This is a genomic window from Burkholderia sp. Bp9140 (assembly GCF_003853425.1).
Taxonomy (GTDB): Bacteria; Pseudomonadota; Gammaproteobacteria; order Burkholderiales; family Burkholderiaceae; genus Burkholderia.
This window is the reverse complement of the sequence record NZ_QTPQ01000011.1, coordinates 104692-129337: the sequence shown is the minus strand read 5'-3', so window position 1 is coordinate 129337 and position 24646 is coordinate 104692. Positions and strand designations below refer to the sequence as shown.

25 protein-coding genes and 1 pseudogene are annotated in these 24646 nt (G+C 68.9%); 25 read left to right on the top strand and 1 reads right to left on the bottom strand.

Features of this window, described 5'->3' with window-relative positions; translation table 11 throughout:
• The 7 genes from DIE21_RS11885 to DIE21_RS11855 all read left to right on the top strand — a co-directional run bounded on the left by DIE21_RS11885 (nucleotide 1) and on the right by DIE21_RS11855 (nucleotide 6053).
• Nucleotides 1-825 carry a hypothetical protein gene (locus DIE21_RS11885; protein ID WP_124497885.1) on the top strand — a complete coding sequence of 275 codons (825 nt, stop codon included), beginning with the start codon at nucleotides 1-3 and terminating at the stop codon, nucleotides 823-825.
• Nucleotides 826-881: 56 nt separating this feature from the next.
• On the top strand, nucleotides 882-1244 hold the full coding sequence (locus DIE21_RS11880) for a hypothetical protein (protein WP_124497884.1): 363 nt from the start codon (nucleotides 882-884) through the stop codon (nucleotides 1242-1244).
• Between the two features lie 100 nt (nucleotides 1245-1344).
• Nucleotides 1345-2754: a Do family serine endopeptidase gene (locus DIE21_RS11875; protein WP_124497883.1), complete on the top strand. Its 1410-nt coding sequence runs from the start codon at nucleotides 1345-1347 to the stop codon at nucleotides 2752-2754.
• A gap of 52 nt (nucleotides 2755-2806) precedes the next feature.
• Nucleotides 2807-3292 carry a YbaB/EbfC family DNA-binding protein gene (locus tag DIE21_RS11870; RefSeq protein ID WP_124497882.1) on the top strand — a complete coding sequence of 162 codons (486 nt, stop codon included), beginning with the start codon at nucleotides 2807-2809 and terminating at the stop codon, nucleotides 3290-3292.
• A 180-nt stretch (nucleotides 3293-3472) separates the two neighbouring features.
• On the top strand, nucleotides 3473-4384 hold the full coding sequence (locus tag DIE21_RS11865) for a serine protease (RefSeq protein WP_185642758.1): 912 nt from the start codon (nucleotides 3473-3475) through the stop codon (nucleotides 4382-4384).
• Nucleotides 4385-4462: 78 nt separating this feature from the next.
• On the top strand, nucleotides 4463-4942 hold the full coding sequence (gene tecA, locus DIE21_RS11860; protein ID WP_124497880.1) for a type 6 secretion system effector deamidase TecA: 480 nt from the start codon (nucleotides 4463-4465) through the stop codon (nucleotides 4940-4942).
• A gap of 217 nt (nucleotides 4943-5159) precedes the next feature.
• Nucleotides 5160-6053 carry an IclR family transcriptional regulator gene (locus tag DIE21_RS11855; RefSeq protein WP_124497879.1) on the top strand — a complete coding sequence of 298 codons (894 nt, stop codon included), beginning with the start codon at nucleotides 5160-5162 and terminating at the stop codon, nucleotides 6051-6053.
• A 117-nt stretch (nucleotides 6054-6170) separates the two neighbouring features.
• Here DIE21_RS11855 and DIE21_RS11850 read toward each other — a convergent pair whose 3' ends face one another.
• Nucleotides 6171-7250 carry a porin gene (locus tag DIE21_RS11850; protein ID WP_124497878.1) on the bottom strand — a complete coding sequence of 360 codons (1080 nt, stop codon included), beginning with the start codon at nucleotides 7248-7250 and terminating at the stop codon, nucleotides 6171-6173.
• A 449-nt stretch (nucleotides 7251-7699) separates the two neighbouring features.
• Between DIE21_RS11850 and DIE21_RS11845 the strand changes: the two genes are divergently transcribed.
• From DIE21_RS11845 to DIE21_RS11760, 18 genes and pseudogenes are all read left to right on the top strand, one after another.
• Complete coding sequence (locus tag DIE21_RS11845; RefSeq protein ID WP_124497877.1) at nucleotides 7700-8017, top strand: non-heme iron oxygenase ferredoxin subunit; 318 nt, start codon at nucleotides 7700-7702, stop codon at nucleotides 8015-8017.
• 1 nt (nucleotide 8018) lies between these two features.
• Nucleotides 8019-8330, top strand: coding sequence for a recombinase-like helix-turn-helix domain-containing protein (locus DIE21_RS11840; RefSeq protein ID WP_121857174.1), 312 nt, complete (start codon nucleotides 8019-8021; stop codon nucleotides 8328-8330).
• A 60-nt stretch (nucleotides 8331-8390) separates the two neighbouring features.
• Nucleotides 8391-9461 carry an aromatic ring-hydroxylating dioxygenase subunit alpha gene (locus DIE21_RS11835; protein ID WP_124497876.1) on the top strand — a complete coding sequence of 357 codons (1071 nt, stop codon included), beginning with the start codon at nucleotides 8391-8393 and terminating at the stop codon, nucleotides 9459-9461.
• Nucleotides 9454-10224 (top strand): SDR family oxidoreductase, encoded by a 771-nt coding sequence (locus DIE21_RS11830; RefSeq protein WP_124497875.1) that lies wholly within the window; start codon nucleotides 9454-9456, stop codon nucleotides 10222-10224. Before DIE21_RS11835 ends, DIE21_RS11830 begins: the two co-directional genes overlap by 8 nt.
• Before the next feature lie 34 nt (nucleotides 10225-10258).
• The gene (locus DIE21_RS11825) at nucleotides 10259-10786 is read left to right on the top strand and encodes a cupin domain-containing protein (RefSeq protein WP_124497874.1); all 528 of its coding nucleotides are present in this window, start codon (nucleotides 10259-10261) and stop codon (nucleotides 10784-10786) included.
• 18 nt (nucleotides 10787-10804) lie between these two features.
• Complete coding sequence (locus DIE21_RS11820; RefSeq protein ID WP_124497873.1) at nucleotides 10805-11716, top strand: alpha/beta fold hydrolase; 912 nt, start codon at nucleotides 10805-10807, stop codon at nucleotides 11714-11716.
• Complete coding sequence (locus DIE21_RS11815; protein WP_124497872.1) at nucleotides 11713-12570, top strand: IclR family transcriptional regulator; 858 nt, start codon at nucleotides 11713-11715, stop codon at nucleotides 12568-12570. Before DIE21_RS11820 ends, DIE21_RS11815 begins: the two co-directional genes overlap by 4 nt.
• Nucleotides 12567-13364: an SDR family oxidoreductase gene (locus DIE21_RS11810; protein ID WP_124497871.1), complete on the top strand. Its 798-nt coding sequence runs from the start codon at nucleotides 12567-12569 to the stop codon at nucleotides 13362-13364. The genes DIE21_RS11815 and DIE21_RS11810 overlap by 4 nt, the downstream gene beginning before the upstream one ends.
• Nucleotides 13357-15027 carry a thiamine pyrophosphate-binding protein gene (locus DIE21_RS11805; protein WP_124497870.1) on the top strand — a complete coding sequence of 557 codons (1671 nt, stop codon included), beginning with the start codon at nucleotides 13357-13359 and terminating at the stop codon, nucleotides 15025-15027. The genes DIE21_RS11810 and DIE21_RS11805 overlap by 8 nt, the downstream gene beginning before the upstream one ends.
• Nucleotides 15020-15859 carry an aspartate dehydrogenase gene (locus tag DIE21_RS11800; RefSeq protein ID WP_124497869.1) on the top strand — a complete coding sequence of 280 codons (840 nt, stop codon included), beginning with the start codon at nucleotides 15020-15022 and terminating at the stop codon, nucleotides 15857-15859. The genes DIE21_RS11805 and DIE21_RS11800 overlap by 8 nt, the downstream gene beginning before the upstream one ends.
• A gap of 98 nt (nucleotides 15860-15957) precedes the next feature.
• The gene (locus DIE21_RS11795) at nucleotides 15958-17448 is read left to right on the top strand and encodes an aldehyde dehydrogenase (RefSeq protein WP_124497868.1); all 1491 of its coding nucleotides are present in this window, start codon (nucleotides 15958-15960) and stop codon (nucleotides 17446-17448) included.
• A gap of 18 nt (nucleotides 17449-17466) precedes the next feature.
• The gene (locus DIE21_RS11790; RefSeq protein ID WP_124497867.1) at nucleotides 17467-18429 is read left to right on the top strand and encodes a VOC family protein; all 963 of its coding nucleotides are present in this window, start codon (nucleotides 17467-17469) and stop codon (nucleotides 18427-18429) included.
• Nucleotides 18426-19670 (top strand): NAD(P)/FAD-dependent oxidoreductase, encoded by a 1245-nt coding sequence (locus tag DIE21_RS11785; RefSeq protein WP_124497866.1) that lies wholly within the window; start codon nucleotides 18426-18428, stop codon nucleotides 19668-19670. Before DIE21_RS11790 ends, DIE21_RS11785 begins: the two co-directional genes overlap by 4 nt.
• 38 nt (nucleotides 19671-19708) lie before the next feature.
• Nucleotides 19709-21109, top strand: a complete 1401-nt coding sequence (locus DIE21_RS11780; protein ID WP_124497865.1) for an MFS transporter — start codon at nucleotides 19709-19711, stop codon at nucleotides 21107-21109.
• Nucleotides 21110-21174: 65 nt separating this feature from the next.
• Nucleotides 21175-21384 (top strand): annotated as a pseudogene (locus DIE21_RS11775) (N-acetyltransferase); the annotation flags it as partial.
• A gap of 101 nt (nucleotides 21385-21485) precedes the next feature.
• Nucleotides 21486-21713, top strand: coding sequence for a DUF3079 domain-containing protein (locus DIE21_RS11770; RefSeq protein ID WP_124497864.1), 228 nt, complete (start codon nucleotides 21486-21488; stop codon nucleotides 21711-21713).
• Nucleotides 21714-21907: 194 nt separating this feature from the next.
• Nucleotides 21908-23575 carry a hydroxylamine reductase gene (gene hcp, locus DIE21_RS11765; protein ID WP_124497863.1) on the top strand — a complete coding sequence of 556 codons (1668 nt, stop codon included), beginning with the start codon at nucleotides 21908-21910 and terminating at the stop codon, nucleotides 23573-23575.
• Nucleotides 23576-23588: 13 nt separating this feature from the next.
• Nucleotides 23589-24611 (top strand): 2Fe-2S iron-sulfur cluster binding domain-containing protein, encoded by a 1023-nt coding sequence (locus tag DIE21_RS11760; RefSeq protein WP_124497862.1) that lies wholly within the window; start codon nucleotides 23589-23591, stop codon nucleotides 24609-24611.
• Nucleotides 24612-24646: the final 35 nt, after the last annotated feature.

Here is a 24646-nt window from a genome sequence, read left to right as displayed (position 1 = left end):
ATGGCCTCTGTCCGTTCGACGCCGCGCGTCGATGCGCCCGACGTGCGCACGCCGGGGCGGCGGCGCGCGTCCGCCGCGGCCGATCGCCCGCGCATGCCGAAGGCAAACCCGTGGCCGGGCCGGCCTGGCGCGTGGCCGACACACTGTCCGCTCTGCTTCGGTGCGCTGGAGCCGCTGCCCGGCGCGGGCGGCTACGCGCGGCACCGCAGCGCGCGCTGCTCCGCGCAGTGCGTGCTGACCACGCGCCAGTACCAGCCGGACGAGCTGGCGATCCGCGGCTCGCGCGACGCACAGGTCGCGGCGCGCCATCGCGAGCGCTTCCTCACGCAGTGGACGCGTCATTACACGCTGATGCGGCGCGCATGTCCCGCGCTCACGATCGAACGCTTCATCGCGGTGATCGCGTGCGTGGACGTCGCGGATCTCTGGTCGTACCGGATGCTGCGCGACGACGATCTCGCGGCCGTGCTGCTCGCGCTGGCCGGCTTCCTGCGCGTGCCCGACATGCCGACCGACGCGCCGACCGACACGCTCGCGCCGACGGTGCGCTGGGTCCGCTTTTGGTTCGACGCGAGCGTGCGCGACGTCGGCGATCTGTGGGCAGCTGGCGCCGACGCGCCGCGGCTGTTCCGCGTCGACTATCGCGAACCGCTCGTCACGCCGTATCCGACCGGCGCGCAGGTGCATGCGTGGCAGCCGGTCGACGGGATGCGCGACGCATGGGCACGGCAGGCCGACGCGAACGAACCGGCGGTCGACGTGGCCGATCGCGCGGCGTTCGCGCGCTTTCTGGCGCGGCCGTCGGCAAGCGGGGCCGGCGCATGAACCGGTGCGCGGATGAACCTGGAACGGCGACGCAAGCTTCGCCGAAGGAGGCTCGAATGACGTGGCGACGAAACGGAATCGCGGCGCTCGCCTGTGTGCTGCTCGCGGCCGGCGCGCACGCGCAGGGCAATCGCGCGGCACCGGCGCAGCCGGGCTCGGGCACGAAGCCGGTGTGCGTCGATGCGGAAGTCGACGGTGCGCGCGCGCTGTCGTACGACTGCCTGAGCGACCAGCTGAAACCGAAGACCGAACCGCAGGCGGGCGCGTCGCAGACGGATTCGGAGCGACTGTCGAAACAGCCGTCGAATCGCGTCGGCACGTTCAACCTGTCGACCGAGCAGAATCGCTTCGGCGCGAACTGGGGCAAGTCCGTGACGCCGCAGCGCCCCAACGCACCGGTGGCCGTGCCGCCGAAGTGATGCGCTTGCGCAGCCGCCATGCGCGTGGTGCGGCGGACGACCGATCGGGGGCAGGCATGAGCCGGTGGCGCACCGGCGCGAATCGACGAGGAGCAGCAACGTGAAATCGGGCAAGCACATTGGCCGCACGGCGGCGCTCGCGGCCGGGCTCGCACTGACGCTCGCCTGCGCATGCGGCGCAGCGCAGGCCGCCGATCGCGCGCCGCAGGCCGACGGCGCGCCGACAGTCGCGCTGCCGAACTTCGCCGCGCTCGTCAAGCGTGTCGGCCCGGCCGTCGTCAACATCAGCGTCACGCGCGAAGTCACGCAGATGGGCATCCAGCTGCCGCCCGGCATCGCGCCCGATCACCCGCTCGCGCCGTTTCTCGCGCGGCGCGTGATCGGCAACCGCGAGGAGGTGAGCCTCGGTTCGGGCTTCATCGTCAGCGAGGACGGCGTGATCCTGACCAACCGGCACGTGGTCGGCGATGCGGCCACCGTCGACGTGAAGCTGACCGACAAGCGGCAGTTCAAGGGCCGCGTGATCGGCAGCGATCCGGTGTCGGACGTCGCGGTGATCCGCATCGACGCGCGCAACCTGCCGGTCGTCGCGACCGGCGACCCCGCGCGCACGGAGGTCGGCGACTGGGTGATGGCGATCGGCTCGCCGTACGGGTTCGCGAACACGGTCACGCAGGGCATCGTCAGCGCGAAGTCGCGCTCGTTGCCCGGTGAGCGCGCGATTCCGTTCATCCAGACCGACGTGCCGATCAATCCCGGCAATTCGGGCGGGCCGCTGTTCGACCTGAACGGCCGCGTGATCGCGATCAACTCGATGATCTTCTCGAGGACGGGCGGCTACCAGGGGCTTGCGTTCGCGATTCCGATCGACATCGCGCTCGACGTGAAGGACCAGCTGCTGCGCACCGGCAAGGTCACGCGCGGCCGGCTCGGCATTGCCGTGCAGGAGGTCAGCCAGGCGCTCGCGCGCTCGTTCGGCCTTGCGAACCCCGACGGCGCGCTGGTCACGATGGTCGAGCCGGACGGCCCGGCCGCGCAGGCGGGGCTGCAGGCCGGCGACGTCGTGCTCGCGGTCGACGGCAAGCCGGTCGCCGAATCGGCGGACCTGCTCGGCACGATCGCCGGCATGCGCGCCGGACGGCAGGCCGACCTGCTCGTGTGGCGCGCGGGCCGCGCGACGCACCTCGCGGCGACGGTCGGCGCGTTCGACAGCGGGTCGGCGTCGAACGGCGGCGCGCAGGCGGCCGCGCGCTTCGGGCTCGCGCTGCGCGCGGCGACCGAGCAGGAGCGGCAGAAGCTGGGCGTGAGCCAGGCGCTCGTCGTCGAACAGGTGAGCGGCCAGGCGGCGCGCGCGGGATTGCAGCCCGGCGACGTCGTGCTGTCGGTCAACGGCACGCCGGTCGCGAGCATCGGCGCGCTGATGACGGGGATCGAGGCCGCGCACGGCAACGTCGCGCTGCTTGTGCAGCGCGGCGGCTCGCGGCTGTATGTGCCGATCGAGATCGGATGAGCGCAGCCGGATACGTGGCGCGCGCAGGCGAACGGGAATGACGGGGGACGTGATGAAGCGAAGGCTGGAATGGACGGTTTCCGGATGGCCGCGGGCGCTCGCGTTCGCGTGCGTGCTGGCCGCGTGTGTGCCGGCCGCGGCACAGACCGCCGACGTGCCGCGGCCGTGGATCAGCTATGCGCAGCTCGTTGGCCACCAGTTCCAGGCGTGGCTCGAAGCCGACGGCGACGCGGCCGACCGGCTGCACCGGTATCTCGAGGCGCGCGTGCTGAACGCGAGTGCCGATGCGCCGCCGCCCGCGATCGTCGTGCGTGCGTGGATCGGCCCGAACGGCGCCGTCACGCGCGTCGAGTTCGCGTCGCTCGGCGAGCCCGACGCGGATGCGACGCTTCGGCAACTGCTGACAGCGGATCCGCTGACCGAACCGCCGCCGCCGGACATGCTGCAGCCGTTGCGGGTGCGCCTGCGGCTGACGCCGAATCTCGACGCGGCTGCTGCTGCGCCGGCGCCGGCGGCGTCGGCGGTACGCACGCCGTGATATTGCCTGCGCGGCGCCAGCATCTGCGTGCGGCGACGTTGCGCGATGGCGCGGTGGATTTCGCGCGGGCGTAGTGCCATGCATGTGACCTTCGCGGCATGTCGAGTGTCGGTTCGTGTGCGGGTGACGATGCGGATCGCTGCCTTCGTCGTGCGCCGAGCGCCGGTTCCGGTGCGGGCGGTGACGTGGATCGCCGCCTTCGCGGCGCGCCGGTCACCGGTTCGCGTGCGGGCGGTGATGCGGATCGCTGCCTTCGCCGTGCGCCGATCGCTGGTTGGCCTGCTGGCCGTGGGGCCGATCGCTGTCTTTGTCGCGCCCCGATTGCCGGTGTGCGTACGGCGTGTCGCGCGGATCGCGGCTGCGCTTGCATGGGCCGGCGGCGTACCGCTCGCGCCAACCGCGCAGGCAGACCCGCTAGCGCAACCGGCTCCGCTCGCGATCCGTCCACAACCCGATGCCCGCACGCTCGACGTGAATGCCACCGGCATCTTCATCAACGATGCCGGCGACGTGCTGACCGCGCGGCACGCGGTCACCGGATGCGGCAGCCTGTTCGTGATCAAGGATGCGCGCGTCGCGCGGGCGCGGGTGCTGGCCGTCAGCCCGGACCGCGATCTGGCGGTCGTCGGCAGCACGCTTCGCCCGCTGCTGGCCGCCGCGTTCGCGCGCACGCCGCCCGGCGGCGGTGCGCAACCGGTGTTCGCGGCCGGCTACGATGCGCTGCGCCGGATGCCCGATCGCGCGACGGCGGTCGTCAACGGCCTCACGCGGCCCGGCGCGCGCGCCGACGATCTCACGCTGATGCTGGCCGCGACGAACGGTGCGAGCGGCGCGGCCGTGCTCGACCAGGCGGGGCGCGTGATCGGCGTCGTCACGGATCGCGCCGACGTGTCGGCCGGCGACCCGCGCGCGGTCGCGACGCGCGCCGATGCCGCGCGCTACGTGATCGCGGTGCCCGTCGAGCCGGTCAAGGCGTTCCTCGCGGCGAGCGGCGTGCGCTACGACGAAACCGACGCGCCGCAGCTCGAGCCGATGCAGCCGCATGCGGCGCGCGCGGCGACGCTCGAGGTGGGAATCCTGTGCGGCGAGTGACGGGCTATCTCGTAATAAGATATGACGTCAAGGCGTTGGCGGGACGATGACACCTCTTCCCCTCGAAAGGACCCTCTCATGGACCTCACCCAATTGGGCGCGCATGTCGCCCAGTCCGGCATCGGCGAACGGCAGAAACATGCGCAGGCGTTGATGTACGGGATGGCCGACATCCTGGAATACGTGTCCGGCGGCGTCTGCTACGATGCCGCCGCCTTCGTGAGATACCTGCTGGCCGGGCACACGATCATCACGCCCGCGATGCTGCTCGATACCATCGGCCAGAACTGGCGGCCGCGCTTCAACTTCGAGGCAGGCCATGAATGGGACGGGCAGAGCGGCATTCCGGCGGGCACCGCGGTCGGCTTCTCGCGCAACGGCACGGTTTTTCATGCGGCGATCGCGGTCGGCGGCGGCCGGATCCGGGGCGTCAACGGCGGGCGCCTCGGAAGCGGGTGGATGTATGCGGTCGATCTCCCGCGCGTGCTGCCGCGCAACGACGACGGCACCTTCTCGTACGACCGGACCAGCATCCGCGTCTACCTGTCGCGCTTGTAACCGGCCGCGCGTCCGGCGATTTCCGCATGGCGTCCCGCCGTCTATCGCTGGTATCCTCTCGATCGTGGACGACTATTCACTGGATCGCGACGGCGTACGCGGCGTTCCGGCGATGCCCGCAGTGGCGAGCACGGGGCGTGCGCTGGAGTAGCATGACTGAATGTCCGCAGCGATCCACGACCTGTTTTGTGATCGATTTCCTTTCGTCCGTGTACCCATGGCCAAGACAACGATGAGCGGCGCACCCGAATCCGGCGCGGCCGGCGACGACGACACGTCGGGCGGCGCGTCGTCCTATCTCGTGCCGGGCCTCGAGCGCGGGCTGCGCATCCTCGCCGAATTCTCCGCGCGCGAGCCGGTGCTCGGCGCGCCCGAGCTGTCGAAGCGCATCGGCATCCCGCGCACGACCACCTTCCGCCTGCTGCAGACGCTCGAAGCGCTCGGCTTTCTCGAGCGCGTGAACGGCGACCGCTATTTCCGGCTCGGCGTCGGCGTGCTGCGGCTCGGCTTCGAATACCTGAATTCGCTGGAACTGACCGATCTCGGCACGCCCGTGCTCGAACGGCTGCGCGATGCGACGGGCCTGTCGACGCACCTGCTGATCCGCGACCAGCGCGATGTCGTGTTCGTCGCGAAGGCACAGAGCAATACGTCGATGTTCGGTTCGGTGAAGGTGCACGTCGGCACGCGGCTGCCCGCGCATGCGACCGTGCACGGCCACGTGCTGATGGGCGACCTCACGCGCGACGCGCTGCGTCAGCTGTATCCGGAAAAGCGGCTCGAACAGTTCACCGAGCGCACGCCGGGCACCGTCGACGAGCTGTACGAGCGCGTGCGTCATTACGCGCGGCTCGGCTACGCGGTCAGCGAGGCCGCGTTCGAGAGCGGCATCTCGGCCGTGACCGCGCCGGTGCGCGACCATTCGGGCGTGATCGTCGCGGCGATCACCGCGACGGTGCCGCGCTCGGAGATCGGCGAGGCCGGCGAAAAGGAGCGGCTCGTCGAAGCGGTGTGCGGCGCGGCGGTCGACCTGTCGCAGCGCCTGAACTACCGGCCGCTCGAAAGCGACCCGACGTTCGCGCACGCGCGCCACCGGGTTGCGATGTTCTGATCCGTCGAGCGAGCCGTATCGTACGGCTTGGGCAACAGCCAATGAACGCCAACGAAAAGAGCAGCCCGCGGGCTGCTCTTTTCGTTTCGGGCATCGGGCGCACGCGCCCGTCGCCGCTCAGAACGAGTGATGAATGCCGGTCAGCACGATCACCTGGTTCGCGGTGCTCGACGCGCCGGCCGTGAAGAACGCGGCCTTCGCGCCGCCCGAGCCGTGCTCGACCAGCACGTTCGCGTAGAGCTGCGTGCGCTTCGACAGCGAATAGATGTCGCCGAGCTCCACCTGCGTCCAGCGGCGGCCGGCGAGCGTCGTGGTCGCCGCGCCGCCCGCGATCGTGTTGAACGCGCTGCTGCGGTAATTCACGCCCGCGTCGTAGCTCTGGAACGTGTCGGAGAACCCGTTCGACTGCATCTTCACGCGCGTATAGAGGCCATGCACGAGGAAGTCGCCGAGCTGGTACGACGCGCCCACGCCGATGTTCTCGACCTTGTTCGCGAGGTAGCCGTTCGCGGTGTTCTGCCCCTGGAACGACGTGATGCCCGTCTGGCTGATCAGGATCGAGCGGTCGTGCTCGTTCGAGTAGACGGCCGACGCCTTGAACGGCCCGTTCGCATAGTTGAGCGCGACACCGACCGACTTGCCGGTCGAGAAGTTCGTCGTGTTGCCGAGCGCCATCGTCGCCGCGGCCGAGAAGCCGGCGAAGCTCGGCGAGCGGTACTTGACCGCGTTGTTGTACGGCACGTTGCCGGTCGCGGCGAGCCCGTCGATGTTGCCCGGGTGGAACGCATACCAGCTCATCGCGAGGTACGCGGTGCTGAGCGGATCGAGATAGTCGAACGTCAGCGGCGTCTGGCGGCCGAGCGTCAGCGTGCCGTAGCGCTCCGAGCTGAGGCCGACGAACGCCGCGCGGTTCCAGATGGTGTTCGCGGTCGCGAACTGGCCGTTGTTCGTATAGAAGCCGTTTTCGAGCTGGAAGATCGCCGACAGGCCGCTGCCGAGATCCTCCTTGCCTTTCAGGCCCCACCGGTCGGGCTGCGTGTTGCCCTGGATCATTGCCCACTTCGCGTGGCCGCCGACGTTGTTCACGTACGCGACGCCGGCATCCATGCTGCCGTACAGCACCACGCTGCTCTGCGCCCACGCGCCCGACACGGCACCCATTCCGATGACTGCTGCTGCTACCGCATGCTTGACCATTTGATCTCCTGACTCTCCGAACCTGATGAAAACGGCCCGTGGCGGCAGGCGCGGGGACGGCCGGCCGTCGCGCGTTTCCTGCCACCGGGGCGGGCATTTCTTGTGTTCCATATAAGGAACAACGTGCCTCTGATGGAATGGAGTATAGAGGCGCGGCGCGTCGTATCAAAAATAAATTTATCGGGTCTGATTGGGTTGAGGGCGATCCCCAACCTGGCTCGGGGAATCCTGGAAAAAGGACTTAAATCCCCGTGCACAAACAAAAAATCACATTTGACGAGATAGGCGGCGAGGGCCCGCCGTCGGTCGGTCGGTGTTTTCCCTAGGACATGCAGCTTTTTGTTTTACTCGTGGAAAGTCGCTCCTATAATCACCATCCATAAACTGCTGTTCCGGATATGGAACAAGTCAGGAGCGAACCGAGAGTCGATCAGAAGGAAGGGTGTGAGATGTCTGAACAATGGATTTGCGCCGGGCACGCCGGCGCGCTGTCGGAAGACACGCCGATCGAGTTCAAGCGGACCGACGGTGTCGAAATCGGGATCTACCGCGTCGGCGACGAGGTGTATGCGCTCGAGAACGTGTGCCCGCATGCGTACGCGCTGCTGACGCAGGGGTTCGTCGACGAGGGCACGGTCGAATGCCCGCTGCACGAGGCCGTGTTCGACATCAGGACGGGCGAATGCCTGAAGGGCCCGGGCGGGCGCGCGCTGAAGCAGTACGCGGTGCGCCTTGCGGGTGAAGAAATCCAAGTCAAGGTGGAATGACATGAAAGAAGCGACCGTCAACTTCAATCCCTTCCTGAAGCCGTGGGTGGCGCCTCAGCCGAACAACGTCGCCGGCAAGGGACAGATCGAGATCCCGGGCCAGGTCGAGAACCAGGTCTGGCAGAACCGCAAGGCCGCGCCGACGCAGTACGAGAACGATCTCGGCGATGCGCTCGAACGCGTGTTCGAGAGCGGTGCGACCGAGCTGGACGATGTCGTCGCGGGCCTGAACCGCATCGGCTTTCGCGCACCGGACGGCACCGCCTGGACCGCCGAGCGTTTCCGCGCCGAAATGGCCTCGCTCGCGGAATGACCGCAGCGACCGCGCCGGGCGCCTGAGCGCCGACCCGACAACCGCATCCGGAGCACACTGATGACGTCCCCCGACCAACACGAAGCCCAACACGACCCGGTCCGCGACTACCTCGACCGCGGCATCAAGAACTACTGGTATCCCGTCGCCCCGAGCTGGCAGGTGTCGAACGCGCCTGTCGGCCTCACGCGCCTGTCCGAGCAGATCGTGCTGTGGCGCGATCACGAGGGCAAGGTCCACGCGCTGGAAGATCGCTGCCCGCACCGCGGCGCGCGCCTGTCGCTCGGCTGGAACCTCGGCGGCAACATCGCCTGCTGGTATCACGGCATCGAAGTCGACGGCGGCGGCACGGTCAGCCGCGTGCCGGCGGTCGCGAACTGTCCGCTCGAAGGCACGAAGTGCGTGAAGTCGTATCCGGTCGAAGAACAGGCCGGCGCGATCTTCCTGTGGTTCGGCGACGAAGCGCACGGCGAACCGGCGCCGCTGAACCTGCCGGAAGAACTGGTCGCCGACGAGTACGGCCATTTCCTGTGCGTGTCGAACTGGAAGTGCAATTACCAGTACGCGATCGACAACGTGATGGACCCGATGCACGGCGCGTACCTGCACGCGACGTCGCACTCGATGGCCGAAGGCGACAAGCAGGCCGAGATGCGCGTGCGCAAGACGGAAACGGGCCTGATGTTCGAGAAGATCGGCCAGCGCGACGTGAACTTCGACTGGGTCGAGCTCGGCGAAACGGGCTGCCTGTGGATGCGTCTCGCGATTCCGTACAAGCAGAAGTTCGGCCCGGGCGGCAACTTCGGGATCATCGGCTTCGCGACGCCGGTCGACGGCGACAACTGCCAGGTCTACTTCTGGCGCACCCGCAAGGTCAGCGGCTGGCAGCGCGACGTGTGGCGCTTCATGTACCGCAACCGCCTCGAGGGCCTGCACTGGGACGTGCTCGAGCAGGACCGCTACGTCCTCGAAAGCCTCGCGCCGCATGCGCGCGATCACGAATACCTGTACCAGCACGACGTCGGCATCACGCGCGTGCGCCGGATGCTGCGCCAGCGCGCGCAGGAGCACCTGTCCGCGCTCGACGCGCACCGTGCGGCGCACGCCGCGGCGGAGCCGGCGAATGGCTGAGTCCGCACCGGTCGTATCGCTGCCGGGGCGCCGCGTGCTCGTCACGGGCGGCGCGCGCGGTCTCGGCGCCGCGTTCGTGAAGGCGCTGGTCGATGCGGGCGCGCAGGTCGCGTTCGGCGACGTGCTCGTCGACGAAGGCCGCGCGCTGGCCGCGCAGCTCGCGCAAGCCGGCCACACCGTGCATTTCCTCGCGCTCGACCTGGCCGATCCGGCGAGCGTCGACGCATTCGTCGCGCAGGGCGCGGCAGCCCTCGGCGGCATCGACGCGCTGATCAACAACGCGGCGATCACGAACTCGGGCGGCAAGCTGTCGACGGAACTCGACGTGTCGACCTGGGATGCCGTGATGAACGTGAACGTGCGCGGCGTGTGGCTCGTCAGCAATGCGGCGCTGCCGCACCTTGCGCGCTCGGGCCGCGGCGCGATCGTGAACCTCGCCTCGGACACCGCGCTGTGGGGCGCGCCGAAGCTGCTCGCGTACGTCGCGAGCAAGGGCGCCGTGATCGCGATGACGCATGCGCAGGCACGCGAGTTCGGCGCGCACGGCGTGACGGTCAACGCGATCGCGCCGGGGCTCACCGAAGTCGAGGCGACGGCCTACGTGCCGGCTGAACGCCATGCGTTCTACATGCAGGGCCGTGCGCTGACGCGCACGCAGGTGCCCGACGACGTGACGGGCCCGGTGCTGTTCCTGCTGTCGGACGGCGCGCGCTTCGTGACGGGTCAACTGCTGCCGGTGAACGGCGGCTTCGTGATGAATTGAATTGAAGTTTTCACTGGGAATGAAGGAGAGGACGATGGCGGACGCAGATCTCGAACGCAAGTCGTGGGACCAGCCGGAAGGCGCAAGCTTCGGCGACTGGATGGAAGGGCGTGTCGCGCGCCATGCGACGCGGCGCTACGACTGGGACGCGCTGAAGTTCCAGGCCGACTACGACCCGAAATATCGCCGTGCGCAGATGCGCTACGTCGGCACGGGCGGCACGGGCGTCGCGAAGGACGTCAACACGGTGCCGGCCGGCAACTTCACGTTTTCGACGATGGTCATCCCGGCCGGCAACATCGGCCCGAGCCACATCCACATCGACGTCGAGGAAATCTTCTTCGTGCTGCGCGGCAGGATGAAGGTGATCTGCGAGCGCGACGGCGAGACCTGGGAAGCAGTCCTCGGCGAGCGCGACCTGATCTCGGTGCCGCCGGGCGTGTATCGCACGGAAATCAACATCGGCGAGGAAGACGCGCTGATGTGCGTGATGCTCGGTTCGCCGAAGCCCATCACGCCGACGTATCCGCCGGATTCGCCGCTCGCGAAGATCAAGCGCTGAGACGGGGCGGAGCAAGCAATGCGTGTCATCGACAAACGTGAACGCGACCGCACCGCGGCGTTCGCCGCGCTGCTCGGGCAGTTTCCCGATCAGCGCTGCGCGGCCGGCGCGGCGGGCACGATCGGCTACCGTGAGGCTGGCGCAGGCGAGGCCGGCGCGCAGCATGCGGGCCACGCGCTGCCCGTCGTGCTGCTGCACGGGATCGGCTCGGGCGCCGCATCGTGGGTGCGCCAGCTCGACACGCTCGGCGCGTCGCGCCGCGTGCTCGCGTGGGATGCGCCCGGCTACGGCGTGTCGACCCCCGTGCACGGCACGTCGCCTGCGGCCGCCGATTACGCGGCGTCGCTGAACGCGTGGCTCGAGGCACTCGGCATCGAACGCTGCGTGCTGGTCGGGCATTCGCTCGGCGCGATCATCGCGGGCGGGTTGGCCCGCGTGATGCCCGCGCGAATCGCCGGCCTGCTGCTGATCTCGCCCGCGGGCGGCTACGGCAGCGCGCCCGCGCAAACGCGCGACACGCGCCGCGATGCACGCCTTGCCATGCTCGACGAACTCGGCCCGGCCGGGCTCGCCGAGCAGCGCAGCGGCAACATGCTGTCCGGATTCGCGAGCGAGGATGCGCGGGCGTGGGTGCGCTGGAACATGGCGCGCATCGTGCCGGCCGGCTATGCGCAGGCCACGCATCTGCTCGCGAACGCCGACCTGGCAACCGATCTCGCGGGCTTCAGGAGCCGCGCGGCGGTGGCCGTTGGCGCGCACGACGCGATCACGCCGCCTGCCGCGTGCGAACGTATCGCGGCCGCGCTGCACGTCGGGCTGCAGGTGATTCCGCAGGCCGGTCACGCCGGTTATGTGGAAGCGCCGGATGCCTATTCCGCACTGATCGATGCTTTTTGTCGCCAGTGCGATCAACAGCGGGGGCGGGCATGAGCGAACCGCTGCAACAACCAGAATCCGACACCGCGAAGTCCGAGGCCAGCTATGTGGTGCCGGGCCTCGAACGCGGCTTGCGCATCCTCGCCGAATTCTCGCCGCGCGAGCCGGTACTCGGTGCGCCGGAACTGTCCAAGCGCCTCGGCATTCCGCGCACGACGGTGTTCCGTCTGCTGCAGACGCTCGAATCGCTCGGCTTTCTCGAGCGCGCGGACAAGGATCGCAACTACAAGCTCGGCATCGCCGTGCTGCGGCTCGGCTTCGAATACCTGAGCTCGCTCGAGCTGACCGATCTCGGCCTGCCGGTGATCGAGAGCCTGCGCGATGCGACCGGTTTCACGACGCACATCGTGATCCGCGACGGCCGCGACGTGGTGTTCGTCGCGAAGGCGCAGAGCCAGTCGCCGGTGTTCAGCTCGATTCGCGTGAATGTCGGCACGCGGTTGCCCGCGCATGCGACGACCCATGGCCACGTTCTGATGGGCGACCTGTCGCTGAAGGAGTTGCGTGCGCTGTATCCGGACGGCAAGCTGAACCGGATGACGAGCGCGACGCCGGAATCGGTCGACGCGTTGTACGAAGTGATCCGCGAGGATGCGCTGCGCGGCTACGGCGTCAGCAATTCGTCGTTCGAGCGCGGCATCTCGGTGGTCACGGCGCCGGTGCGCAACGACACGCAGAAGATCGTCGCGTGCATCACGGTGACGGTGCCGCGGCCGGAGATCGACGCGGCGCTGATCGCCGACGGGCTGATCGACAAGGTGCAGCGCGCGGCGGCGGAACTGTCGCGGCGGCTCAATTACCGCTCGGACGACGAGCACACGTTTCTCAAAGCTTTAGGACTCCGATGATTGAGATCGATCTGACCGGGCAGGTGGCGGTGGTGACGGGCGGTTCGTCCGGCATCGGCCTCGCGACTGCCGAACGGTTCCTGCAGGCCGGCGCGTCGGTCGCGATTTGCGGCCGCGACGGCGAACGCCTCGCGCGCGCCGAAGCGAGGTTCGGCGAGCGATACCCGGGGGCGCAACTGCTGGCCGTGCGCTGCGACGTACTCGACGAAGCCGACGTGGCCGCGTTCGCGCAGGCCGTGTCCGAGCGCTTCGGCCGGGCCGACATGCTCGTCAACAACGCGGGCCAGGGCCGCGTGTCGACCTTCGCCGACACGACCGACGACGCATGGCGCGACGAGCTCGAACTGAAGTACTTCAGCATCATCCGCCCGACGCGCGCGTTCCTGCCGCTGCTGCGCGACGCGCAGGCGCCGAGCATCACCTGCGTGAACTCGCTGCTCGCGCTGCAGCCGGAGCCGCACATGGTCGCGACGTCGTCGGCGCGCGCGGGCGTGCTGAGCCTCGTGAAGTCGCTCGCGACCGAACTGGCGCCGCAGCGCATCCGCGTGAACTCGATCCTGATCGGCATCGTCGAGTCGGGCCAGTGGCGCCGCCGCCACGAAGCGCAGGCGCAGGCCGGCGAAAGCTGGGAGGACTGGACGGGCGCGCTCGCCCGCAAGAAGAACATTCCGCTGAACCGCTTCGGCACGCCTGACGAGGCAGCCTGGGCACTTTTTTATCTCGCAACGCATCTGTCGTCCTATACGACGGGCAGCCATATCGACGTTTCTGGAGGCTTTGCACGCCATGTCTAAAAAAACCACGGTTGGCGAGCTGATTGCCGCCTTTCTCGAGCAGTGCGACGTCAAGACCGCATTCGGTGTCATCTCGATCCACAACATGCCGATCCTCGACGCGATCAACTCGCGCGGCAACATCCGGTATGTCGGCGCGCGCGGTGAAGCGGGCGCGGTGAACATGGCCGATGGCCTGGCCCGCGTGTCGGGCGGCCTGGGCGTCGCGTTCACGAGCACGGGCACGGCGGCGGGCAACGCGGCCGGCGCGATGGTCGAGGCGCTGACGGCCGGCACCGCGCTGCTGCACATCACGGGGCAGATCGAAACGCCGTACCTCGACCAGGATCTGGCATACATCCACGAAGCGCCGGACCAGCTCACGATGCTCGACGCGATCTCGAAGGCCGCGTTCCGCGTGCGCACGGTCGAAACCGTGCTGCCGACGATCCGCGAAGCGGTGCGCATCGCGCAGACCGCGCCGACGGGCCCGGTGTCGGTCGAGATTCCCATCGACATCCAGGCCGCCGCAATCGAATGGCCGGACGACCTCGCGCCGGCGCACGTCGCGGTGCGCGAGCACGACGACGCACGCGTCGCGAAGCTCGCCGACGCGCTGGCGGCCAAGCGCCGTCCGCTGCTGTGGCTGGGCGGCGGTGCGCGCCATGCGCGTGCGGAAGTCGAACGCCTCGTGAAGCTCGGCTTCGGCGTCGTGACGAGCGTGCAGGGCCGCGGCGTGCTGCCGGAAGACCACCCGGCGACGCTCGGCGCGTTCAACGTGCATTCGGCCGTCGAAGCGTTCTACAAGACCTGCGACGCGCTCGTCGTGGTCGGCTCGCGCCTGCGCGGCAACGAGACGCTGAAGTACAAGCTCGCGCTGCCGCGGCCGCTGTTCCGCGTCGACGCCGACGCGCTCGCCGACAACCGCGGCTATCGCAACGAGCTGTTCGTGCACGGCGATTCGAAGCGCGTGCTGGCCGAGCTGGCCGACCGCCTCGAAGGCCGCCTGTCCGTCGATCCGCAGTTCGCGGCCGATCTCGCGGCGGCGCGCGAGCAGGCCGTCGCCAGCGTGGCGGAGGGCCTCGGGCCGTACAAGACGCTGGTCGACACGCTGCAGGGCGCGGTGGGCCGCGACTACAACTGGGTGCGCGACGTGACGATCTCGAACAGCACGTGGGGCAACCGCCTGCTGAAGATCTTCGAGCCGCGTGCAGGCGTGCATGCGCTCGGCGGTGGCATCGGCCAGGGTATCCAGATGGGCATCGGCGCGGCGCTGGCCGGTTCGGCCGCGAAGACGGTCTGCCTGGTCGGCGACGGCGGCCTGATGGTCAACGTCGGTGAGCTGGTGACGGCCGTGCAGGAAAACGCGAACGTGATGATCGTGCTGATGAACGACCAGTGCTACGGCGTGATCCGCAACATCCAGGACGCGCACTACGGCGGCCGCCGCTGCTTCGTGCAGCTGCACCAGCCCGATTTCGCGCAGTTCTGCGCGAGCTTCGGCCTCACGCACTACCGGATCACGTCGCTCGACCAGGCGGAAGCGATCGTGCGCGAAGGGATCGCGAAGGAAGGACCGGTGATGGTCGAGGTCGACATGCTGTCGGTCGGCTCGTTCGCATCGGCCTTCGCGGGTCCCCCGGTGAAGAAGGAGGAAACGCCGTCGGAGCGCCAATATGCTTAACGGACGCAACCCGGGCCACGCACACGCGCATGCGCCCGTCGACGTCGTGATGATCGGCTTCGGCGCGATCGGTGCCGCCGTGTATCACGCGGTCGAGCACGACGCGTCGTTGCGCGTCGCGCACGTGATCGTGCCCGAGCACCAGCGCGAAGCGGTGCAGCGTGAGCTCGGCGGTGCGGTGGAGGTCGTGTCGTCGGTCGACGCGCTGGCCCGCCGCCCCGAGTTCGCGCTCGAATGCGCCGGACACAGCGCGCTCGTCGATCACGTCGTGCCGCTGCTGAAGGCCGGCACCGACTGCGCGGTCGCGTCGATCGGCGCGCTGTCCGATCTCGCGCTGCTCGACGTGCTGTCGCAGGCCGCTGACGAAGGCGACGCGACGCTCACGCTGCTGTCCGGCGCGATCGGCGGGATCGACGCGCTGGCGTCGGCGAAGCAGGGTGGCCTCGACGAGGTGCTGTACGTCGGCCGCAAGCCGCCGCTCGGCTGGCTCGGCACGCCCGCGGAGGCACTGTGCGACCTGCGCGCGATGACCGAAGAGAAGGTGATCTTCGAAGGCACCGCACGCGATGCCGCGCGGCTGTATCCGAAGAACGCGAACGTCGCGGCAACCGTCGCGCTGGCGGGCCTCGGCCTCGACGCGACGCGCGTGCGCCTGATCGCCGATCCGGCCGTCGCGCGCAACGTGCACCGCATCACCGCACGCGGCGCATTCGGCGAGATGTCGCTCGAGATGAGCGGCAAGCCGTTGCCCGACAACCCGAAGACGTCCGCGTTGACCGCGTACTGCGCGATCCGCGCGCTGCGCAATCGCGCGGCCCGCTGCGTGATCTGAACGGACAACCCGGCCGGTCCGGCCATCCGGGCCATTGAACGGCCGCCTGCGCCACGGCACGGGCGGCTGCGCAGAGACAGATTTGTGGGACTTGTGACATGACTCCATTCGATACGCGCCTCGTACCCGACGGCGACATCCTGATCGGCGGCGAGTGGCGGCGCGGCCGTGGCGCGCCTTACGCGAGCCTCTATCCGGCCGACCAGTCGCTGAACATGGAAGTATCGACGGCGAACGCGGAAGACGCGGCCGAAGCCGTCGTGGCCGCCGACGCCGCATGGCGTCGCGCCGACTGGGCCGGGCTCAAGCCGCACCAGCGCGCGCTGGTGCTGTACCGGATCGCCGACCTGATCATGCAGCGTCACGAGGCGCTCGCGAACCTGCAGCGCCGCGACAACGGCAAGCCGATCGGCGAGACGCGCGTGCTGGTCGCGAGCGCGGCCAATACGTTCCGCTATTTCGCGGCCTGCCTCGAGACGCTCGACGAAGAACTGACGCCGTCGCGCGGCGAGTACCTGACGATGAGCGTGCACGAGCCGATCGGCGTGATCGCGGCGATCACGCCGTGGAACTCGCCGATCGCATCCGATGCGCAGAAGCTCGCGCCGGCGCTCGCCGGCGGCAACGCGGTGGTGCTCAAGCCGGCCGAGGTCACGCCGCTCGTGTCGCTCGCGCTGGCCCGCATCTGCGAGGAAGCCGGCGTGCCGAAGGGCGTGCTGAGCGTGCTGCCGGGCAAGGGCTCGGTGATCGGCGACGTGCTGGTGCGGCATCCGCTCGTGAAGAAGGTGTCGTTTACCGGCGGCACCGAAGTGGGTCGCGGCATCGCGCGCATCGCCGCGGAGAAGCTGATGCCCGTGTCGCTGGAGCTTGGCGGCAAGTCGCCGACGATCGTGTTCGACGACGCGGATCTCGATCACGCGGTCAACGGTGTGCTGTACGGCATCTTCAGCTCGTCGGGCGAGGCGTGCATCGCGGGTTCGCGGCTGTTCGTGCAGCGCGCGGTGTACGACGAATTCATGCAGCGCCTGGTGGCCGGCGCACGCAGGCTGCGCGTGGGCGACCCGACTCGGCCCGACACGCAGATGGGTCCGCTGATCACCGCGAAGCATCGCGAATCGGTGGAGCGCTACGTCGCGCTCGGGCTGGAGGAAGGCGGCCGCCTGCTGTGCGGCGGCGAGCGGCCGACGGGCGACGGGCGCGAGGACGGCTTCTTCTACCAGCCGACGATTCTCGAAGGCTTGCCGAACAGCGCGCGCATCTGCCAGGAAGAAATCTTCGGGCCGGTGCTGGTCGCGATGCCGTTCGACGACGAGGCATCGCTGATCGCGCAGGCCAACGACAGCGTGTTCGGCCTCGCCGCCGGCATCTGGACGCGCGACTACAAGCGCGCATGGCGCACCGCGCGCGCGCTCGAGACGGGCACCGTCTGGATCAACACGTACAAGCTGTTCTCGATCTCCACGCCGTTCTCGGGCTGGAAGGAGAGCGGGATGGGCCGCGAGAAGGGGCGTCTCGGCATCCGCGAGTACATGCAGCAGAAGAGCCTCTACTGGGGCTTGAACGACGCGCCGCTGCCGTGGGCGAACTGAGCGAAGGGGAATGACGCAATGAGCATCTTGGGTATCGAGCAGATCACGTACGGTGTCGACGACCTCGCGACGTGCCGGCGCTTTTTCGCCGACTGGGGGTTGAAGGAAGTCGCGCACGACGACACGCGCGCACGTTTCGAGACGCTGAACGGCTGCACCGTGCTGGTCGTCAAGGCCGACGATCCGTCGCTGCCGCCCGCGTTCGAAGCGGGCCCGACGCTGCGTGAAGTCACGTGGGGCGTCGCGACGCAGCAGGAAGTCGACGCGCTGCGCACGAAGCTGGCCGGCCAGCCCGGCTATTACGCGCAGGACGATGCGGTCGGCTGCATCGATCCGAACGGGATGGCGATCCGCGTCGAGGTCACGCGCAAGCGCGCGCTCGACATCACCGGCTCGCCGTCGAACGTGTGGGGCTGGACGGTGCGGGTCGACCAGCCGAGCGCGATCTATGCGCGCGCCGAGCCGGTCGAGGTCGGGCACGTCGTGTTCTTCACGAACTGCCTCGACGCGCAGGAAAAGTTCTATCACGAGCTGCTCGGCTTCGAGACGTCGGACCGCTATCCGGGCCGCGGCGCGTTCATGCGCTGCGCGCCGCACGGCGGCCACCACGACCTGTTCCTGCTCGCGCTGCCGAACGGCAAACGCGGCCTGAACCACGTCGCGTTCACGGTGCGCGACATCCATGAAGTGTTCGGCGGCGGCATGCACATCGACCGCTGCGGCTGGGAAACGCAGCTCGGCCCGGGTCGCCACCCGGTGTCGTCCGCGTACTTCTGGTACTTCCAGAATCCGGCCGGCGCGCTGATCGAGTACTACGCGGACGAGGACGTGCTGACGCCCGAGTGGCAGCCGCGCGAATTCGAACCGGGCCCGACCGTGTTCGCCGAATGGGCCGTCGACGGTGGCCTCGACGGCAACACGCGCCGGCAGAAGAACGCGAAGGCGCCGGAAGGCAAGTTCATGACGGAGCGCAAATCGTGAGCGAAGCGAACCCGCAGGAATCGGCCGCGCCGGGCACGGTCGTCGTGATCGGCGGCGGCCAGGCCGCCGGCTGGGTGCTGAAGACGCTGCGCGCGGAAGGGTTCGCCGGGCGCCTCGTCATGATCGCCGACGAGCCGCACCTGCCGTACGAGCGTCCGCCGCTGTCGAAGGCCGTGCTGGCCGGCGACGCCGACATCGAGACCGTGCGGGTCGTGCGCCCGGACGAATTCGACGCGCTGAACGTCGAGGCGTGGCAGCCGGAACGCGCGGCATCGATCGATCGTGCACGTCGCGTGGTGAAGACCGAAAGCGGCCGCGAGATCGACTACGACCGCCTCGTGATCGCGACCGGCGGCACGTCGCGCCGCTTGCCCGATGCGATCGTGAAGACGCCGAACCTGCACTACCTGCGCACGCTCGACGAAGCGGCCGCGCTCGGCGAGAAGCTGCGTGCGAGCCAACGCGTGCTCGTGATCGGCGGCGGCTGGATCGGCCTCGAGGTCGCGGCGACCGCGCGCAAGCTCGGCGTCGAAGCGGTTGTGGTCGAGGGCGCGCCGCGTCTGTGCGGGCGCTCGGTCCCGCGGATCGTGTCGGACTTCCTGCTCGACCTGCATCGCGCGAACGGCGTCGACGTGCGTCTCGGCGCGGCGCTCGCATCGCTCGACACGCAACCGGACGACGCATCGAAGGTGCGCGCGACGCTCGCCGACGGCACGACGATCGACGCCGATTTCGCGGTGGCCGGCATCGGCCTCGCGCTGAACGCGTCGCTGGCGAGCGACGCGGGGCTGGCGATCGACGACGGCATCGTCGTCGATGAATTCGGCGCGACCAGCGATCCGGCGATCTTCGCGTGCGGCGACGTCGCGAACCATCACAACGGCTGGCTGAAGCGGCGCGTGCGGCTCGAATCGTGGGCGAACGCGCAGAACCAGGCGATCGCGGCCGCGAAGGCGGTGCTCGGCGTGCGCGCCCCGTACGCGGAGATTCCGTGGTTCTGGTCCGATCAATACGACGTGAACCTGCAGATCCTCGGCGATCTGCCGGCCGATGCGCAGCTTGTCGTGCGCGGCGATCTTGCCGCGCGCCGCGCGACGCTGTTTTTCGTGGGCGATGGGCATGTGAGAGGTGTCATCGCCATCAACAACGCACGCGAGCTGAAGCTCGCACGCAAGTGGATGAACCAGGGCCGGGCAGTGGATACGGAAGCCCTGGCAGACACGACCAAAGCGCTTGCCTGACCGGCCAGGACGGCCAAAAGATCCAGGAGACAACCCGCATGAGCACTTTCGACAACGTCGTGGCCGGCAGGGCCACGATGGAAGCTGCCGCCTCCACGCCCGGCGCGATCATCGCGCGGCTCGAGCGGCTTCCGGCCAACGCGATGCAGATCCGCGCACGCGTGCTGATCGGCACCGCGACGTTCTTCGACGGCTTCGACGTGATCACGATCGCGGCGACGCTGCCGCTGCTGATTCACAAGTGGGGGCTGTCGCCGACGCAGATCGGCATGCTGATCGCGTCCGGCGCGATCGGCCAGCTGATCGGCGCGTTCCTGTTTCCCGCGCTCGCGGAGAAGCATGGCCGCGTGAAGGCGATCGCGTGGAGCTCCGCCGTGATCGGCATCACCAGCATCGCGTGCGGTTTCGCACCGACGTTCGAGGTGTTCGTGCTGCTGCGGATCCTGCAGGGGCTTGGGCTCGGCGGCGAGCTGCCGGTCGCGGCGACCTACATCAACGAAATCACGCGCGCGCACGGTCGCGGCCGCTTCGTGCTGCTGTATGAAATCGTGTTCCCGATCGGCCTGCTGGTATCGATGGCGCTCGGTGCTTGGCTCGTGCCGCGGTTCGGCTGGGAGATCATGTACTTCGTCGGCGGGCTGCCGCTGATCCTCGCGCTGGTGCTCACGCGCCTTGTGCCGGAGTCGCCGCGCTGGCTCGCGTCGCGCGGACGGCTCGCGGATGCCGGGCGCGCGGTCGGTGCGTTCGAAGCGTCGGTGCGCGGCGAGCTGCCGCCGGTCACGCAGGTGGCCGCGTTCGACGAGATGGTGCGTCAGCACCCGAAGCGCCGGATGAGCGACCTGTTCAGCGCCGCGTATCGCAAGCGCACGCTCGCGGTGGCGACGCTGTGGGCGACCTGCGGGTTCATCCAGTACGGGCTGTCCACCTGGCTGCCGACGATCTACAAGAATTTCTATCACGCGCCGCTGCAGCTCGCGCTGAATCTCGCGGTGATCGGCTCGGTGATGGGGGTGCTCGGTTCGCTCGCGTCCGCGCTGCTGGTCGACAAGCTCGGCCGCAAGCCGGTGATCGTGTGGTCGTTCGTGCTGTGCGCGCTGTCGCTGGCGCTCGCGGGCATCTATCACGCGTCGTCGGTGTATGTCGTCGCGGTCTTCTGCTCGCTGTCGCTCGGGCTGATGGCGTCGGGCTTCATCACCGCGTACGTCTATACGCCGGAGCAGTATCCGACGAGCATCCGCGCGTCCGGCTGCGGGCTCGGCAGCGCGTGGCTGAAGATCGCGTCGTTCGCCGCACCGATGATCGTGCCGCACGCGATCATCGGCGGCAATCTCGCGCCGGCGTTCTACCTGATCGGCATCGTGCCGCTGATCGCGGCGCTGACCGTTCATTTCGTCGGGATCGAGACGAAGGGCAAGGTGCTGGAGGCGCTGGAAGCGTAAGCGCGGCCGGCTGCAACGGCGGACATGGAAGGCCCGGGCAATTGAACTGCCCGGGCCTTTTGTGTCTGGGCGAATGCGTGCCGTTTCATGCGCATGAGCAACGCCGGCGAGCCGAGATCGGCTTCGGCCTGCGTCGCCGGTACTGGCGCGGCGGGTATATGCGCGAGCGGCTCGGCTTCGTCAGGGAAGGGCTGCTGCACGAAGGCCGGATCGTCGGCGACGGAGTGGCGGACCGCGCGCTGCACGGGTTGCGCGCGAGCGATCGACGCGGGTGATGCTGCGCCTCCGCTGCGAACGAATGTCGCATCGGCATCGTTTCGCGGTGGACTAGAGTCGAACGGTAGCGGACGCAACGATACCGGGAAGACGACGAATCATGGCCAAGAAATTTCCGCTGCATCCCAACCATCCGGAGCGGATCTGCTGGGGATGCGACAACTACTGCCCGACGCATGCGATGCGTTGCGGCAACGGCTCCAGCCGGACCCAGCACCCGTGCGAACTGCTCGGCGAGGACTGGTATCGCTACGGCGACTGGGGCATCGATTGCGAGGATGACGAAAGCGAAAAGGCAACCGCAGCGCCGGCGGGCGGGCAGTCGTAGCGACAAGTTGTCTCACCGTGCGCCGGTGGTTTGTTGATCTGCGTCACGGTGGCCGAAGGTGCGCCGAAACATCATGCGAAAAGATGCATAAAGCAAGCATCTTGAAGCGGGCGGGATGCCCGGCGGCCTGGAACACGCTTCCAGCCTGTCGTCCGAACCGGCCCGCGCCCCCATGATCGACAAAGGAGAACACCGTGTTTTGCTATCAATGCGAACAGACCGACCGGACCGGCGCACGGCCCGGCTGCGCGTCGGCGAAGGGCAACTGCGGCAAGGACGAGACGACGGCCGACTTGCAGGATCTGCTGATCCATGCGGTGAAGGGCATCGCGCAGTACGGCGCGATCGCGCGCACGATGGGCGTGCCCGACCGCGAAGCCGACCGGTTCGTGCTGTACGCGATGTTCACCACGCTGACCAACGTGAACTTCCATGCGGCGCGCTTCGTCGCGCTGCTGCGTGAGGCGGCGCAGACACGCGATCGCGTGAAGGCCGCGTGCGAAGCGCATGCACGCGCCGTGGGCACGGCCGTGCCGGTGCTGCAGGGGCCGGCCGCATGGCAGCCGGCCGACGATCTGGCCGGCTTGCTGAAGCAGGCGGCGACCGTCGGCATCGACGCGGGCCGCGACACGGTGGGCGCGGATATCGTCGGGCTGCGCGCGCTGGTGCTGTACGGGCTGAAGGGCGTGTGCGCGTATGCGCATCATGCGAAAGTGCTCGGCTACGAACGCGACGACATCTACGAAGGCGTCGAGGCCGCACTCGCGTTTCTCGCAAGCGATCCCACCGGCGTCGACGCGCTGCTCGCGCAGGCGCTCGATCTCGGCCGGCTGAACCTGACGGTGATGGAACTGCTCGACAACGCGAACACAGGCCGCTTCGGCGTGCAACAGCCGACCGCCGTGCGCGTGTCGCCGGTGGCAGGCAAGGCGATCCTCGTGTCGGGTCACGATCTCGGCGATCTGCACGCGTTGCTCGAACAGACGGCGGGCACCGGCATCCAGGTCTACACGCACGGCGAGATGCTGCCGGCGCACGCGTATCCGGCGCTCAAGGCGTTCCCGCATCTGGCCGGCAACTACGGCGGCGCGTGGCAGGACCAGCAGAGCGACTTCGCGCATTTCCCCGGGCCGGTCCTGATGACGTCCAACTGCATCATCGAGCCGCTGCCGCAATACCGGCAGCGCATCTTCACGACGGGGCCGGTCGGCTGGCCGGGCGTGCGCCATCTCGAGCATCACGATTTCTCGACGCTGATCCGCGCCGCGCAGGCACTGCCCGGGTTCGCGGCCACCGCGCCGGAGGAGACGATCACCGTCGGGTTCGGCCGGCATGCGGTGCTGGGCGTAGCCGACAAGGTCATCGACGCGGTGAAGGCCGGACAGATCCGTCACTTCTTCCTGATCGGCGGCTGCGACGGCGCGGCGCCGGGGCGCAACTACTACACCGAGTTCGCGGAACAGGCGCCCGACGATACGGTCGTGATGACGCTCGGCTGCAACAAGTACCGCTTCAACCGGCACGCGTTCGGCGATATCGGCGGCATTCCGCGCCTGCTCGACGTCGGGCAGTGCAACGACAGCTATTCGGCGATCCGGATCGCGACCGCGCTCGCCGATGCGTTCGAATGCGGCGTGAACGACCTGCCGCTGTCGCTCGTCATCTCGTGGTTCGAACAGAAGGCGGCGGCCGTGCTGCTGACGCTGCTCGCGCTCGGCATTCGCAACATCCGGCTCGGACCGACGCTGCCGGCGTTCGTCACGCCGGGCGTGCTCGCGGTGCTGGTCGATCAGTTCGGGATCCAGCCGATCGGTGACGCCCGTACGGACCTGGCCGCGGCGCTCGCGCGCCAGGCTGCGTGAGCGGGATCGTTCGATGAGCTACCGGATCGAGATCACGACGCGCGACGGCGTGCCGTTCGGCTTCGACTGCGAGCCCGGCCAGGATCTGCTCGCGGCGGCCGCGCAAGCCGACATCACGCTGCCGTCGCAATGCCGGCGCGGCAGCTGCGGCGCATGCCAGGCGACCGTTGTCGACGGCCCTTACGAGATGCAGGCGCACAGCGCCGACGCGTTGCCGGCCGGCCAGCCCGGCGCGGTGCTGCTGTGCCGGACGACGCCGCTCGGCGATCTGCAGGTTGCCGCGCCGTACGACCGGACCAAGGTGCTGCTGCAGCCGGTGCCCGTGCGCACCGCGCGGATCGCCGTGCTCGATACGATCGCGCCCGACACGCTGCGCGTCGAGCTGCAGATCGAGCCCGACGACGCGTTCGGCGCGGCGGCGGAGTTCGAGGCCGGCCAGTTCGCGGAGCTGGAGGTGCCGGGCAGCGGCTTGCGCCGGCCGTATTCGCTCGCGAACACGAGCAACTGGGACGGCCGTCTGGAATTCCTGATCCGGCTGCGGGCGGGCGGCTGGTTCTCGACCTATCTGCGCGAGCGCGCGCAGCCCGGCGATCCGCTGACCGTGCGCGTGCCGATGGGCGGGTTCGGCCTGTTCGCGGACAGCCTGCGGCCGCGCTGGTTCGTCGCGGGTGGCACGGGGCTCGCGCCGATCCTGTCGATGCTGCGGCGCATGGCCGAGTATCAGGAGATGGGCGACGCGCGGCTGTTCTTCGGCGTCAATGAGGAAAGCGAACTGTTCATGCTCGACGAGCTGGAGCGGTTGCGGGCCGAGTTGCCGCAGCTGCGGGTCGATCTGTGCGTGTGGCGACCGGGCATCGAATGGGCCGGGTTCCGCGGGACGCCGGTCGATGCGTTGCGCGCGGCGCTTGAGCAGGCGGACGTGCTGCCGGATGTCTACGTATGCGGGCCGCCGCCGCTCGTCGAAGGTGCGCGGGAAGTCGCCGTTGCGGCCGGCATGCCGGATGCGCAGTTCGCGAGCGAGCGGTTCACCGTGTAAGGCGGGCGTCGCGCGTGGCGGTGACGCACGCGCGG

What these genes read in the sequence shown, in the direction of transcription:
- DIE21_RS11830 (WP_124497875.1), top strand. Translation starts at nt 9,454, where the DNA reads ATGGCTGAGTCCGCACCGGTCGTATCGCTGCCGGGGCGCCGCGTGCTC.
- DIE21_RS11845 (WP_124497877.1), top strand. Translation starts at nt 7,700, where the DNA reads ATGTCTGAACAATGGATTTGCGCCGGGCACGCCGGCGCGCTGTCGGAA.
- DIE21_RS11795 (WP_124497868.1), top strand. Translation starts at nt 15,958, where the DNA reads ATGACTCCATTCGATACGCGCCTCGTACCCGACGGCGACATCCTGATC.
- DIE21_RS11770 (WP_124497864.1), top strand. Translation starts at nt 21,486, where the DNA reads ATGGCCAAGAAATTTCCGCTGCATCCCAACCATCCGGAGCGGATCTGC.
- DIE21_RS11840 (WP_121857174.1), top strand. Translation starts at nt 8,019, where the DNA reads ATGAAAGAAGCGACCGTCAACTTCAATCCCTTCCTGAAGCCGTGGGTG.
- DIE21_RS11805 (WP_124497870.1), top strand. Translation starts at nt 13,357, where the DNA reads ATGTCTAAAAAAACCACGGTTGGCGAGCTGATTGCCGCCTTTCTCGAG.
- DIE21_RS11780 (WP_124497865.1), top strand. Translation starts at nt 19,709, where the DNA reads ATGAGCACTTTCGACAACGTCGTGGCCGGCAGGGCCACGATGGAAGCT.
- DIE21_RS11760 (WP_124497862.1), top strand. Translation starts at nt 23,589, where the DNA reads ATGAGCTACCGGATCGAGATCACGACGCGCGACGGCGTGCCGTTCGGC.
- DIE21_RS11835 (WP_124497876.1), top strand. Translation starts at nt 8,391, where the DNA reads ATGACGTCCCCCGACCAACACGAAGCCCAACACGACCCGGTCCGCGAC.
- DIE21_RS11885 (WP_124497885.1), top strand. Translation starts at nt 1, where the DNA reads ATGGCCTCTGTCCGTTCGACGCCGCGCGTCGATGCGCCCGACGTGCGC.
- DIE21_RS11815 (WP_124497872.1), top strand. Translation starts at nt 11,713, where the DNA reads ATGAGCGAACCGCTGCAACAACCAGAATCCGACACCGCGAAGTCCGAG.
- DIE21_RS11825 (WP_124497874.1), top strand. Translation starts at nt 10,259, where the DNA reads ATGGCGGACGCAGATCTCGAACGCAAGTCGTGGGACCAGCCGGAAGGC.
- DIE21_RS11800 (WP_124497869.1), top strand. Translation starts at nt 15,020, where the DNA reads ATGCTTAACGGACGCAACCCGGGCCACGCACACGCGCATGCGCCCGTC.
- tecA (WP_124497880.1), top strand. Translation starts at nt 4,463, where the DNA reads ATGGACCTCACCCAATTGGGCGCGCATGTCGCCCAGTCCGGCATCGGC.
- DIE21_RS11850 (WP_124497878.1), bottom strand. Translation starts at nt 7,250, where the DNA reads ATGGTCAAGCATGCGGTAGCAGCAGCAGTCATCGGAATGGGTGCCGTG.
- DIE21_RS11855 (WP_124497879.1), top strand. Translation starts at nt 5,160, where the DNA reads ATGGCCAAGACAACGATGAGCGGCGCACCCGAATCCGGCGCGGCCGGC.
- DIE21_RS11870 (WP_124497882.1), top strand. Translation starts at nt 2,807, where the DNA reads ATGAAGCGAAGGCTGGAATGGACGGTTTCCGGATGGCCGCGGGCGCTC.
- DIE21_RS11880 (WP_124497884.1), top strand. Translation starts at nt 882, where the DNA reads ATGACGTGGCGACGAAACGGAATCGCGGCGCTCGCCTGTGTGCTGCTC.
- DIE21_RS11810 (WP_124497871.1), top strand. Translation starts at nt 12,567, where the DNA reads ATGATTGAGATCGATCTGACCGGGCAGGTGGCGGTGGTGACGGGCGGT.
- DIE21_RS11820 (WP_124497873.1), top strand. Translation starts at nt 10,805, where the DNA reads ATGCGTGTCATCGACAAACGTGAACGCGACCGCACCGCGGCGTTCGCC.
- DIE21_RS11790 (WP_124497867.1), top strand. Translation starts at nt 17,467, where the DNA reads ATGAGCATCTTGGGTATCGAGCAGATCACGTACGGTGTCGACGACCTC.